This window comes from Dyadobacter koreensis (genome assembly GCF_900108855.1).
Taxonomy (GTDB): Bacteria; Bacteroidota; Bacteroidia; order Cytophagales; family Spirosomataceae; genus Dyadobacter; species Dyadobacter koreensis.
Window position 1 is genome coordinate 1 of the sequence record NZ_FNXY01000006.1, and the last position, 13,521, is coordinate 13,521.

Sequence of the window (13,521 nt, forward strand, 5' to 3'; positions counted from 1 at the left end):
CAGATGCTTCAGGACGTTATTAAAAAAAAATTGTGAAGCCGCCGTATAAGAAGGAAATGGCCAATTGGCTTGTGTCCAACTATCGTGTTTCGATCCAGAGGGCTTGCCGCTGTGTGAAGTTGGTTCGGGCGATGTATTACTATAAGCACCATCGCCGCGACGACACATTACTAACAATGCGAATGAAAGAAATCGCAAATACCAGGGTTAGATACGGATTTCGCAGGATTTTTGTGCTGTTGAAAAGAGAAGGTTTCAGCGACAATCATAAACGAGTATACCGTATCTACAAAGCTTCTGGGCTTAATTTAAGGACAAAAAGGCCACGCAGAAGCCGTAGTGCGGACCACCGTCTTGAACGTCTGGACACTCAAGCCATTAACAAGGTCTGGAGCATGGATTTTGTTCAGGATGCGCTTTTCAATGGAGAAAGATTCCGGGTCTTAACTGTAGTCGATAACTGCAGTAAAATTTGCCACGGTTTGCTGGCTGGAAAATCTTTAAAAGGGATTGATGTTGTTAAGGAATTAAGCCGAATCTGCCTGGTTGAAGGGTGTTTTCCACAGCGAATTCAATGCGATAACGGTAGTGAATTTATTTCGAAGGAAATGGACTTATGGGCGTATTCGAATGGCGTAACGCTCGACTTCTCAAGACCAGGAAAACCAACGGACAACCCATATGTTGAATCATTTAATGGAAAGTTCAGGGATGAATGCCTTTCGGTTAATTGGTTCTTATCTTTGGACGACGTCAGAAGAAAAATCGAAGACTTTCGGTGGGAATATAACCATTTCAGACCGCACAGTACGCTTAACGATTTAACTCCAAAAGAATTTGTTAATTTACATCACGAAACACCCGAAACCCTACTTTCAACCGTCTGAAAACCAGGGAGGACCTCAAAAGTCCGAAATGACAACCTAAAAACTGTCTGAAAAAAGGGGCACATACAAAAGCGTGTCAAAAATCTCGGTCGGGTATAATTGCCTTGTTCGGCTTACAGTAGAGTGCCATGGCAATTGTTCATCGATATCATATCCTAAAAAGTAAAGAATATCCATGCGCATTGAGCAATGCTCAATTAACCGACGGTCCGAAGTGATATTTTCAAGATACCCTGTCAGCATCAATTTAAAGAAGACAACTGGGTCGATGGACGGGTTACCCGTTTTGCCATATAGCTCGCGAGTGTCTTTGTATAAAAACTGTAAATCCAGCGTTTCGCCAAGTCTTCGATAGAAGTTCCCCTTAGAAACGCGTTCTGAAAGTTGAAAGCTGTCAAGCTATATCAGTATAAGACAAAGAGTTTTTCCGAGTAATTTTTCCTTCCTTGCATTCCTGAAGTTACAAAATTTCAGCCTTATAGGGAAATTATTTGTCATCTAGTAACACACATAATTAATGGATTCTTTTCTTGAAAAATACTCCCCAAAAATCGAAAATGAGCCCGCATCATTACAAGATATTGCTCAACTCGAAGCAGAGTTGGGGATACGTCTTCCGTCTGATTTCTCCACTTTCTTGCGCAATGTCAATGGATTTGAAGGGTTTATCGGAAACTCATATGCCATTTTTGCACCCCTCCAAGCAATCTATCAAATGACGCTAGATTATTGCGCGGAATTATATCCATGGGCAGTCTTCATCGGATCAAATGGGGGTCTCGAAATGTTCATTATCGACACCCGTAGCTCTCCATACCAGTTCGGACTATTGCCATTTATTGCCGATGACAGCGACTTTGTCGGTTTTGGTCAAAGCCTTGAACAGTTTTTAGAAATGCTAGCAAATCTGTAAAAGGCAAGCTTTAATAATAGTTGTGCAACAGCCACGGTGGTCTTTTTAGACCAAAATATTGTCTCAAATAGAAGATTTGAAATGATTTAGAACTTATTTTTTATGAAAAAAATTTGAGGCATAGGATTGGTAAGCTTGTTTTTAGTCCAATTTTTACTAATCATTGCTTTGTCAGTTCAAATGAATTTATAACTCCGTTTTTTTCAGAAGTTTCCCAAGCTAATTTACCATTGTATGATGCTTTTTGAACAGCGATATAACCTGGCTTAATATCAAATGAGGCTTGGATTGTATCTGTACTTCCGTCTTCAAATTCAAGGTAGGTAGTCCAGTTGTCATTCGTGGTGCTTTCTGGGGTAGGGCTATTAATGAATATTTGCATATGATAATTGCTGTCAGCCGCAAATTTTTCTATAACATAGCCACTTGGAGCATACATCAGAGACTTGCTGTAAAGCTCTTTCTTTCCATTCAACAAATAATAAATCTTGAATTTTTTTAGAGAATTTGGATTGCTAACATTAAGCATATCAATCCCATTCTTATCTTTAATCATTATATTAAGACTTCCCGAAAAATAACCACCTAACTGTTGAATATTCATCTCGTCCTCATTTTTGTCTGTACAGCTTACAATCCAAATAGCCAGAACTACTGCGTAAAGGAGTATATTTTTCATAATATTTATCGGTTAAGGTCTAATAGATGATACCATTAATAAATTAGTGAAATATATCGATTCGCCCCAAGGATCAAATCCAGTAGAAATTGAATAAAATCCGTTAAAGTAGCCTTCAAAGCCCCAATTCATATATAGCATTGGGGTAAACATTGAACCACAGGGAAGGTATTGGTAAAAACCATCGCAAACCCAAGCATGTGCCCCAAAATTTACTCGTGTCCCCATAAGAAGCACTGGCCGTGCGAAATTTAATATTTCATTTTGGATAGTATTTACATTGTAAGAAGCATAATTGGCAGATGAGTAACCAAAGCCATTGATTAGACCAGGAGCAACATTAGTACTGCTAGCTGTTAGTGTTGCTGTACATTGATAACTCGTAGTGACGCTGTTGGCTGCATCTCTCATCAAACGAGCAGTTTCCGACTGTGTTGCTCCCATTGCTGACCAATTATAGGAATTAGGAAAATGGTGATAATTCATTATTTCTGCCATCGCGGTTGCAACACATCCGGTACGTGCGCGTCCATTTGGTAAACCTGTACACCCGAAGGTTGACTCTAAAGGCATCTGGGAATTCCAGTTAGCTCCTTGTCCCCATGGGGCCGTAAATGGCCCTACATATATTTGAGAATCCTCACATGGGGGATCAACCGGTTCACTGGATGTTTTGGCACCAGCCGATTTTCGTGCTGTTTCGACCCATTTGTTAATGGCATTAGTATTACTTAATCTTTCCCATTCTTTTACAATCCTGGAATCAGCAGCGGCATTGTCAAATCGTGCTTTTTTTATGGATTCACTGTAACTGCTTATCGTTTCTTTAATTCCATTTGGAAGCTCTTTACCAATTGGAAATTCATTGTTATCGGAAAATGCTAATATAGGGAGTGTCTTTTTTTCCGCCGAAACAATTACAAATCCTCCTTCTTTGTAATTAATAACGTAGTACAATGCATTGCCTTGATCATCTTTAAATGGAGTTATATCCCTAATTGTTTTTTCTTTATCTCCAATTCGGGCATTTCTAGCACCATCCTTGTCAGATGCTACCGATGTAAATGCATTGAAATTTCTGGCTACGTTTAAAATTGTTTCGCTTTTGACGGCATCTACTTGTTTTGAATTGTTTAGTGAATCAACTTTTTCCGGTGACTGGCAAGTGATAAAAAACATGGCCAATGCCGGGAAAATCAAATAAATTTTCTTCATAATATAATGTTATAAAAGTGGTAGCTATTTATTTTCGTTCCTCAATATCATATACAAAATATTTACCAGCCTGGCTTCCCTGTACAGAACCGTTGACTCCTAAATTTTTGTTTATTGCTTTAAGTAAATTAGGCACCAAATACTGTTGTAAACCATTGGATAAACGGTAGTGCTTAATGTTATCCTGAGTATCTAAAACTGTTAGGACGGTTTTTTCAGTTATTTCTGCAATGACTTTTGTTGTCTTATAGGTATTGTCTTCCGAATCGGCTTCGTAATCAATATAGATTTGATTTTTTGTTGATTGAATTGGTCCAACCGAAATGAAATCGGGCTGAGATCCGGGTGTTCGAATTTTGGTTTCTGAAAGAATTAAACTGCTACTGTCTATATAAGCGGTAGCATTATAATCAGAAAATGATGCGGCTTTGTTCATTCCTATACTGTACACTTTTTTGTCTTTGGAATCAACTAAATCAAAAGAAAGAAAATCAATCGAGCCAGAATAAATGTTTAACTGCAAATTTTGAACTTCAACCTGTAAGACTACTTTTAAATTTATATCCGGGTTATTCTTTTGGCAATTAAAAAACGTGAAAGATAAAATTAATGCAAGTAGATAATTCCTATATTTTTTCAATTGTTGAGCTGTTTAAGAAAAATTGTATTTCGTTCAATGAATGCAGCACGCCTAATTCAATGAGGCTCTATTTCCATTTTATAGTCTTCCACTGCAATATGTTTGAGGAATTTAGAAACACCATTAAGCGCGCCGAAAACAATGCATTGAGGATAATTTTCATACCCTAGGAAGTTTAATCACAAATTCGAACTAAGAAGCGCCGGGTTTATCCGGCGGTTCTTAAACTCTAAAAAAGACTTAGCACAGGTATCCAATTGGTGATTAGGATTATTTTACCTTACCAATGGGAGGTTCATATCGAAGATGCTAAAATCTCGTCATACTCTAATTCCATATTTGAGATGCGATCTTCAAGTTCCCATTCGTTTTTGCCAATTCTATAACCACCGGCAAGAATATAATATATTTTCGCGTTTGATTTAATCTCATAGATTTTTAATCCACTGCTAGAAGTATACTTGGAAAACTTTTTGGGTATGCGGTCTTTTATTTCATTTATCGAAATCCCTGACAACGACTTTGGAATATCTAAATATTCGACCGCTGAAAATTCAATATCGATATTATAAGGAGCAGATTCGTGCCCATCGACATCTTTATATATCATTGGACTTCGTATTATCAGAAAACTATGACTGACTGTATATGCCCAAATCCTAAAATCTCTATTTAATAGTTCTTTCATATGTCAAAAAGGTTTTGGTATTTCTTGATAACTTCCGTTTATGAATTTGTAAAACTTAGTTCTTTCTAATGCACCTGGTGTATTATAGATGGTGTGCAATTCCCAGTTCGTAATGTTATTAAACGTTACGTGACCGGTGGGGTCAAACTTGCTATATCGATAATGTGAAAAACCTGTTAAGTTAAAATGAAGCTCATTGCTGCCATTTTGTATAGCAGACAAAATTTTATCCTTTTGAAACCCAGAGGAAAAATCTCTATACGTTTGAAATCCTTTGGATTCAGCAAATTTAAATAAATCCTTATCTAGGCCCAAAGCTATTTTTCCTGTTGTTTTGCCCGCTCCTGGGAACGAATCCAAAATTAGTGAAGCCATTCCAATTACTACCTGAGTATTATCTTTTTCAACGTGACCCTGGGCTATATCAGTGATAGCTCCAAAGAATGGAATATATCCGGCTTTTCTTTTTAGGTCTTCTCCATTTTTTACAAGGGAGTTAGTAATTGAATTGAAATTTTCTTGTCTCTTGGTATAAGTTGCGGCTTCCTCGGTAGACTCAGGACTTTTAAAAAATCCCAGATAATCAAGAATAATCTGAACCCAGGATTTTTGCGGATCCTTTGCTGCCATACCGTCAGGATCAATAAACCTAACCGGATTATCAAAACCGTAAACATAGGGGGAAAATCTTCTTGAAATTTCTGCTAGTGGATCTACAGCAGTCCATCTTCCGATTTCTGGCATATACATCCGGGCTCCATAGTCAAGAAAACCTGTTCCATCCTGTAACTCCTTCTCATTATATAGATAACGGTTTGTTGTATTTCTTGAGGCTTGGCTTGTAACAGGATTATCTTTATTGATTTCTAAACCAAACGGGTAAAAATCGGATTTCTGAATTATTTTTCCCGTTTCGTCAAATACTACACGAACATTACCAAGATGATCTTTTACGTAATATTCAAATTTCAAACTTCCATTTCTATAAACTGCCTGCGCATCATTTAATCCTACCCGGTACAGACTATCAACAGCATTTACCCTTTTGTATTCAAACTGGTTGGCGTATTTCAGAGTCATGGCTGCTCCTACATATTTATGTTTGTCTCCGGAAGCATCATAGTCATAAGCCAGTGTTTTACCATTGATCACAACTGTTCTAGGTAGGTTTAGGTAATTATAAGTAATGACAGCACCTCTATTTCCGTCGGTGAGCATATTCCCGTTTGCGTCATAAGTATAACTATACGTGCCGTTTTTTACCCCAGTGTCATTCCCTGAGTTATCTGAAATTGAAAAAAGCTTATTTCCTGTACCGGTATATTGGTAAGTAAGGTTATCGACTGATGCTCCGGATCTGGTTAAGTTTGTAATATTCCCATTTTCATCGTATAAGATGTTACTTTCTTTATTTGGGTATGGAACATTCGCATAACTTATTCCTGTGGAACCTGATAATCGACTTGCTCCGTCATATTCAAAAGTTAAACCTGCGGTGAAGTCACTTTCATCTTTACTTTGCCATTGAACCTTACTTATACTTCCATTCGTATAATTTCCATCATCTTTTTTATATTCCATGCCAAATGCAAATATTGACTTGTCAGGAGAATTTGCAAGAGTTTTATAAACAGTCTTCCCATCAGTTACCCAGCCACGAATGTTGTTGGTATAATCGGTGCGATGTCGATATTTAGTATTATCGGTTGAATGGAACCATTTGCTTTGAATCTGGCCAAGTGTATTATAGCGCTGCGCAATTGTAAATGCTTCTTTTGAAGTCGAATTTAATCCATTGGTAACTTTTTCCTTTACTTCTAAAAGTCGATCTGCGTGATCGTAAGTATAAGTTGCAAGATGTGTATTTGTAACCGAAGCCGATAAAATCTGTTCTGTTTTTTGTTCCGCTACAACTCCGGCCAAATCATAAAGATATTTCATTGAAATCCTCTCTACCGCATTTGACCCGAGATCATATAATTCACGGACACTTTGAATAGTGCGATACTCCGAGTCATAATAAACCACGTTTGTTAACCAATCTCCCATACTTCCGCTGCTTAGCAGAACTCTCGAACGTCCGCCAGTCGAATACGTCTTTGGCGAGGTAACAGGAGTTGTTCCATAACCCGATGCTGTATTATAGCTCATACTGGAACCTTTTGAAAAGGCATAATCATCATAGAAGGTAATTGTACGTAAATTATCAAGTGTAGCGTTTGTTGGAGCGGTTTTGTTTAACGTATATCCCTCAGTCGCGGCATTGTTTCTGATTTCGTGATGCTCAGTGCCAGTGTCTACTGATCCCGCGAGCGTAACTCTATCGCTGCTTAATTGAATTTCACCCGTTATAACGGGGCGGTTCAATGCATCATATTTTGTAAATCCCCAGAATCCACGTGCTGTTTGATTTGCATCGCGGGACATTACAGGACGGTCATATTTATCATATACAATTTCCGTTATACCTGAACCAGGAATTTTTTTAACAATAACCCTTCCCCTGGAATCATAATCATACTGAAACGCGTAGTTGGTAAGATTGGCATCAATCTGGTACTTAGGCTGAAGAACAACACGTAGCCATCCGTTGTCATCGTAGACATAGTAGGTTGAGAGTGTCTGCGAAGGTGAAACAACAACCTGCTTACAAATCATTTGGCCCAGCATGTCTGTGTATTGCCGTACCACTTTTCCATATTCATCCGTATTTTGCAAAACAGTGAGTTGTCCTGGCCCATAACTTCCGTTTGAAGTTAAGGAACTGGAAAAGTCATAACGTTTTATGTTTTCATTTGTGGTATTCACTTTATATTCAAGTGAAGAATTAGCACTCTTGCCGCCGGGAGCCTTTTGACCGGTGAGACGACCAAGCGGTGTTGATTCGTAGAAAGTTTCACTAAATGGCCTGGTTAGATCGTCTGCTTTTAAAAGAGCGGAGTTTGTAGTGTACCAGATAGGAGCAGCTGTCGCGGCATCCTGAAAGGCTCCGTTTGCGGATGCTACATAAGGCAAATATTGCTTTGCTTGCCTTCCGAGGGCGTCATACTCGACAGATTGTATAATATCAGACCCCGTTGGGCTTTGTTTTACGCCCAAAGTTTGGATAATACGGCCAAGTCCATCCATGTACTGTACCTGGATATTCACCTTATCTACTTGGTTGGCATTGGTTCCTGCTTGTTTATAAATCCGTGAAATAATATAATTCTGGCTATTAGTCTGCTGCCCATATACCGATTGCAACAAGGAAACTAAGACCAATATATAGGATGGGATATGTTTCATTTTGATAAAGAAAATGGTGAATAGATTATTGTTTAACCACCCGGTGTGTTGATATACTTCCATCCATATACGTGATTTGAATCATGTATAACCCTGCGGAAATCTTGTTCGCTGCGATCTTTCTTTGCGGGCTTGACTGGTGGACAAGTGTTCCTGTACTATCATATATCTTGATATTCAGAACCGTTGAAATATCATCAATTAATAGATTAATATTTTCCCCGATTGTAATTGGGTTTGGATAAATCGACACCTTAGAATCAGTTCCAAAAATTAAGCTTTGGATACGGCTATATGCAAAAGTGCCATCTGAATCAATCATTTTTATCCGGTAGAGATTTTCTCCGTGGGATTGCGCCCCAATCACTGGTAGGCTATCTGTAAATGAGTATCTCTGAGTACCGTTGTTTTCGCCTTGTGATGGGACTGAACCAAGTTTCAACCACTGTTTACCATTTATACTCCTTTCAATTTCAAACCTGTCACTGTTTGTTTCCATTGTCGTTTTCCAGCTGAGCAATGCAGATTGTTCGTACTTGACAGCATTAAATTCAGTTAAAGTTACCGGAAGCGGAGGTTCTTCTGAAATTAATGCTAATGTGGATGCCGCGATACTGCCAGTTGGAGCTAGTGCTGTACAAGGCACTGCCTGCCCTGCATAATTATAACAGTATGAGACTCTGACATTACCGGACGCGTCATTGTTATGGAGGCTTTTTAACCGGCTGAATATATCATATTCATAATGTATTACTTTGCCGGCTGGATCTGTAATGCTGCTATTGCCGACAAGTGCATTGTAAGTATAAGTTGTCACCATAGCCTGACCCGCCAGGGCAGTTCTTATTTTATTAAGCTCTGTACGTATATTGGCGTCCGTAGCAGTAGCAGCATTATCTAATATAGGTTGTGATATCTGTGACTGCACTGTACTAAAGTCACTCCCTAATACTTTTGCCACAATATATTGCCCTTGGTATCCCCACAGATAAGTTTCTTTAACATCGCCTGGCTTTTGTTGTTCCAAAAGATTCCCCTGATTATCATACTGATTAAAGTTTTGCCTTGTTTCAATAGGATTTGTTCCATTTTTGACCTGTATGTTTTGAGGTACGTAGATACCGGTAAATGGCGCGTAGTAGTTGGTATGAACCAAATTAACCTGAACACCACTAACCGATGTTGTAGTTTCAATTACCGGAGCAATGATGTGTTTATTTGCCATTGCCAGGTTTACTGGGTCTGACGGGTAGTCATGAGGATATTTATTGCTTACCAATACAGTTTGGGCCTTGCTATTTAAAAAGCTTTGGGTTGACATTAATCTGTTTGCGGCATAGGTATAACTTGTCGCTTTAGCTATTGATCCACCTTGATCGTAGTTAGTTACCGTTTTAGTTTTAAGGTATGGATAGTAAACATAAATTAAAGTAGCAGTGTAACGAAGCGAAGGATAATTAACAGAGAATATGGGATTAGGGATAAATTTTATTCTTCTGACATTATTGTTAAAGCGGCCGGCGTCGTCATTGTAATTGTACACCGAATTTTGAACAAGTGTGTTCGTACTATTATACGCCCCTTCGCTCAAAAGCTGCCCTCTTTCTAACTCAAGACTATTCATTTCATCTTCTTTCCAAAATTCTCCTACATTGGAATTATCAGAAACGTAGTTTTCGGCAGGATTATCATGATATCCATTATCGAAATTTTTAAATTTAAAAACTGTGTAACTGCCATCCAGGTTTAGCTCAGTTACTTCCGAATAAGAAATGTGGCTGCCTTTATTGTAGGTTACAGCATTCATAGGGTCTGTACTATATTGCCTGTACGTCATTGTACCTGTGAAATTGGGTTGACTTGACGTTCCAACATATCTTGCGGGGGCAGTTACAGTTCCGCTAAAAAAAGCATAATGAAGGGGTTGAAAACTTAACACTCCACTCGAAGAGCTGCCGCCGGTTGCATAATCTTTTTTGTAATAATATTTTTTTTCGGTGGCTTTATGATTTGCAAAATCATAATCGGAGATCCTTTTTATGCGCAATCCACCAGTGTATTGAATACCGCCCGTATTTTCCAGAATGGATGCAGGCCAATATTTTGCTTCACGGCCATAGTCATTATTTTCATATTCGTATTCGGTATATCCACCGGTTGGATAAGTAATTTTTGTTAAAATTTCTGCTTGTGTATAATTGACATCCGGTTTTCGCGAGTTAAGGTACAATTGCCGTTCCGTTGCACTATTAAAAAGATTATAATAGTATATAGGGTCGGTTGAGCTCATATATAAATCGCCTTTATTATTGTAAAAGCCCCAATCATCGGTTTTAAATGAAAGGTATGCAGGCAATGGTACAGCGGTATTATATCCAAACTGATAAGGTGGCATACTTTCAGTCCCTGCTTTTGTAGTAAGCGTAAGTAGTTTCAGACGGGTTGACGTTGAATTGGTATAACCAAATTCAACGGTCTTTTTTAAGGTACCTGCTGTTGTTGATACTTCTACCTTGTCAAGCTTATTAGGAAATCTTCCGGACAGAGTGGCATCCTTAACTTGTGGATATGCGTAAAAGTAAATTTGACTGTTTAAATCTGTTGGTGAACTACAATTTACCGAGAAATTATAACCTAGCTGCGAACTGGCTGTGCTCCAGGTAAACTTAACTTTACTGGCAGGTGTAATGATTTCATCCAGATAGCAGGGATGGAAAAGTGTACTTTTAATTACTTTTCCTTTCGGAAAATTATCATTGTCTGCCCAGGAATTAGGTGCTATAATGCGGTCACTTACAGATATTTCATTGGTAATATAAAACTTATCTCTAATGTAATTTAAATCAATTTTATATCCGTTTGGAGACAAAATTGAAGTTAAGTACCAGCTAGTAGCAACCGTATTCTGGTTATTAACATCGAATACACCATAGCCCATTCCAGGTCTTGTAAATTCAATGGATGGATCAGTCCCACCAAATGTGTATTTTACACCTTTGCTATCTGTCAGGGTGAACTTATATATAAAATTAGCTTGGGTAATAATATTGCTGTATGGTGTTGTTGTACATCCACTAGGCGTTTGAGTTTCTGCGGGGATGGTGAAACTTTTGCTGACTAGAACCTCTTTTTCCACCAGTATGTCTTCTCCCTGCGCAGTCTTGATCCGAAATCCATCGTTTTGGTCAATATAAAATTTGCCCGAAGTCCCCCCGAAATTATAAGCATATTCATCATATCTTCCATTATTATTAGTAAATATGGTCTGTGTCTTTATATGATTTTGCATTTTTGCATTTGAACTCCAATCAGCATCAGCCGTAGGATTAAAATCGACTGGTATAGGAGTACCGGAAGGGAAATTATTTTGGGTTACACCTCTGGATATACGCGTAATTACACCTCCATTATTTAGTGAAAACCCATTCCCAACAGGTCCAGGAAACACGTCGGGCTTACTTCCGTTAGCGTGATGGTATTGAAGTGAGATATTAACGGATAAGTCCTTAAAAGATACTTGATGAATAGGTACGTTGATATCAGGTGTTCCTGTATATTGGCTAACCGGAGTGTTGCCATATACAAGAACAGATGAAGCCACGGGCGATGAAGTGAGAATACTTTGACTAGCATATTTGTTGTTTTCTACTTTTTGTTGTCCATATAAAAAATATGGGAACAAGAGTAAGAAGCCCGTCAGAATCTGCACGGACAGACTATCTGTCTTAGGGATAAAAATCATTTGATAGAGAATTTGTTAAAAATTTAACGGGTTTAATTTAATTTTGGCAAGGCTCCGCTGCTGAACAAAATCTGGTTCGTTCAGAACTAGCAGAAAATTTTCTGTGGTACATACTGATCGATATGTGATCGAGTCAGTTGATTAATTTTAAACTTGCTAAAAGCCTGAGGGAAAAGATTAAAGAAGATTGCTATATAATAAGTGCTTTATAGCGTAGAAAAGTTCGTAGAAGTAAAGATTTCATACATTTAAGAAATTTTTGTTGAGTAGATAAGAACTATAAGAAGTCCCGGCAAAGTGCCAACTAGGAGCGGGGCTTTTTTTTATAAACTTAGGTTATAATCGGTCACAAAGTCAATTAATATATATTAACTAATGATTTAATATATATTAAGTCGTATCACTATTTCAAGATTAGCTTACCTGTTTTGTGACCGGAGTTTAGAGAGATATTCTTTCGTTATTCCTAAGAAGCGAGCAAGGTGATGGAGTTTTATGTGATTTAGAGCATACTTGTGATTTGTGGCAAACCAGTCATATGAATTAATCCTAGGATTTGTGATTACTCTTTGATACTCCCTTTTTCCAGAAATATATTTCTTGTACAGCCGATTGACCAGTTGTTTAAATTCGGGAGAGTTATTTATAAGATTGAGATAATCAGCTTTTTTTATTTCAATAAGAAGAGAGGGCCCAGTTGTTTCCAAGTATTCTTCGGAAGCTTCGTCAAGAAAGAAACTATCTTCACTGATTGCAAAGTCACCTTTTGAAAAAAACCAGTTTGTATTTTCTTCTCCATCGACAATGGAATACCGTCTGATAACACCTTCCCTGATGAAATATATTCTGTCTTGAATTTGCAGGGTAGATAATAAAATCCTAGGAGAAGCAACATTTATTAGTGTTGAGACTGATCGAATATCGTTAATATTTTTAAGGTCGATCGATGGTTTTAATAATTTGATAAATTCATCCATTTGGGTACGTTCTCTCTCAGATCAATCTCACAAGTTAGTAGAATAAATATGACTTTATATAGAAGTAGTTTAGGTTAATTTTGGAAAGTAATAATAAAAAAATGAAAAACGTGAGTTATTTCAATGATTATAACCACGATCCGATTGAGAATCCCAAGCACAATACAAAGGAACGGCCACATTTAACGCTGGGGCTTCTAAAAGAATATAGTTCAAGCACAAGCTTTTTGTGAAATCATTAGTATTTAACGACCCATCTATGTTAAGTGAAAAAACAAAGAAGAAGTGGGTAGCAGCCGTTCCGTGAAAATTCTTAGATTAGTCCAAGGAGAACGCACTTTCTAGACTGCGGATTTTGACCAACGCTTAATGTCCTTTCTCAACATTATCCTGATGGTGTAAAAATTATGGTTAATAAAATTGGAGTGGTTATCGTGATTGATATTATAAGTGCCTTTCAAACTTTCTTATATTCATAATTGTCATCAGGGA

At 37.8% G+C, this 13,521-nt stretch carries 9 protein-coding genes and 1 pseudogene; 2 read left to right on the forward strand and 8 right to left on the reverse strand.

The genetic code is table 11. The features are described from left to right. Positions 1 to 32 precede the first annotated feature (32 nt). The gene (locus BMY70_RS18770; RefSeq protein WP_143072130.1) at positions 33 to 887 is read left to right on the forward strand and encodes an IS3 family transposase; all 855 of its coding nucleotides are present in this window, start codon (positions 33 to 35) and stop codon (positions 885 to 887) included. A gap of 69 nt (positions 888 to 956) precedes the next feature. Here BMY70_RS18770 and BMY70_RS31350 read toward each other — a convergent pair. Continuing rightward, positions 957 to 1,277 (reverse strand): annotated as a pseudogene (locus BMY70_RS31350) (transposase); the annotation flags it as partial. A 127-nt stretch (positions 1,278 to 1,404) separates the two neighbouring features. On the opposite strand from BMY70_RS31350, the gene BMY70_RS18780 reads away from it, so the two are divergent. Further along, positions 1,405 to 1,800, forward strand: a complete 396-nt coding sequence (locus BMY70_RS18780) for an SMI1/KNR4 family protein (RefSeq protein ID WP_090337851.1) — start codon at positions 1,405 to 1,407, stop codon at positions 1,798 to 1,800. 160 nt (positions 1,801 to 1,960) lie between these two features. Here BMY70_RS18780 and BMY70_RS18785 read toward each other — a convergent pair whose 3' ends face one another. The 7 genes from BMY70_RS18785 to BMY70_RS18815 all read right to left on the reverse strand — a co-directional run bounded on the left by BMY70_RS18785 (position 1,961) and on the right by BMY70_RS18815 (position 13,029). Then, complete coding sequence (locus BMY70_RS18785; RefSeq protein WP_090337852.1) at positions 1,961 to 2,479, reverse strand: hypothetical protein; 519 nt, start codon at positions 2,477 to 2,479, stop codon at positions 1,961 to 1,963. Positions 2,480 to 2,491: 12 nt separating this feature from the next. Then, the gene (locus BMY70_RS18790) at positions 2,492 to 3,694 is read right to left on the reverse strand and encodes a C10 family peptidase (RefSeq protein WP_090337853.1); all 1,203 of its coding nucleotides are present in this window, start codon (positions 3,692 to 3,694) and stop codon (positions 2,492 to 2,494) included. Positions 3,695 to 3,722: 28 nt separating this feature from the next. Further along, a complete protein-coding gene (locus BMY70_RS18795; RefSeq protein WP_090337854.1) occupies positions 3,723 to 4,334 on the reverse strand; it encodes a hypothetical protein in 612 nt (203 codons plus the stop codon). 295 nt (positions 4,335 to 4,629) lie between these two features. Next, the gene (locus BMY70_RS18800; RefSeq protein WP_090337855.1) at positions 4,630 to 5,022 is read right to left on the reverse strand and encodes a hypothetical protein; all 393 of its coding nucleotides are present in this window, start codon (positions 5,020 to 5,022) and stop codon (positions 4,630 to 4,632) included. Between the two features lie 3 nt (positions 5,023 to 5,025). Further along, positions 5,026 to 8,310 (reverse strand): DUF6443 domain-containing protein, encoded by a 3,285-nt coding sequence (locus BMY70_RS18805; RefSeq protein ID WP_177197069.1) that lies wholly within the window; start codon positions 8,308 to 8,310, stop codon positions 5,026 to 5,028. A gap of 25 nt (positions 8,311 to 8,335) precedes the next feature. Continuing rightward, entirely contained in the window at positions 8,336 to 12,052 is a 3,717-nt protein-coding gene (locus BMY70_RS18810) for a T9SS type A sorting domain-containing protein (RefSeq protein ID WP_090337857.1), read from the reverse strand. A 419-nt stretch (positions 12,053 to 12,471) separates the two neighbouring features. Continuing rightward, positions 12,472 to 13,029 (reverse strand): Crp/Fnr family transcriptional regulator, encoded by a 558-nt coding sequence (locus BMY70_RS18815; RefSeq protein ID WP_090337858.1) that lies wholly within the window; start codon positions 13,027 to 13,029, stop codon positions 12,472 to 12,474. Positions 13,030 to 13,521 lie beyond the last annotated feature (492 nt).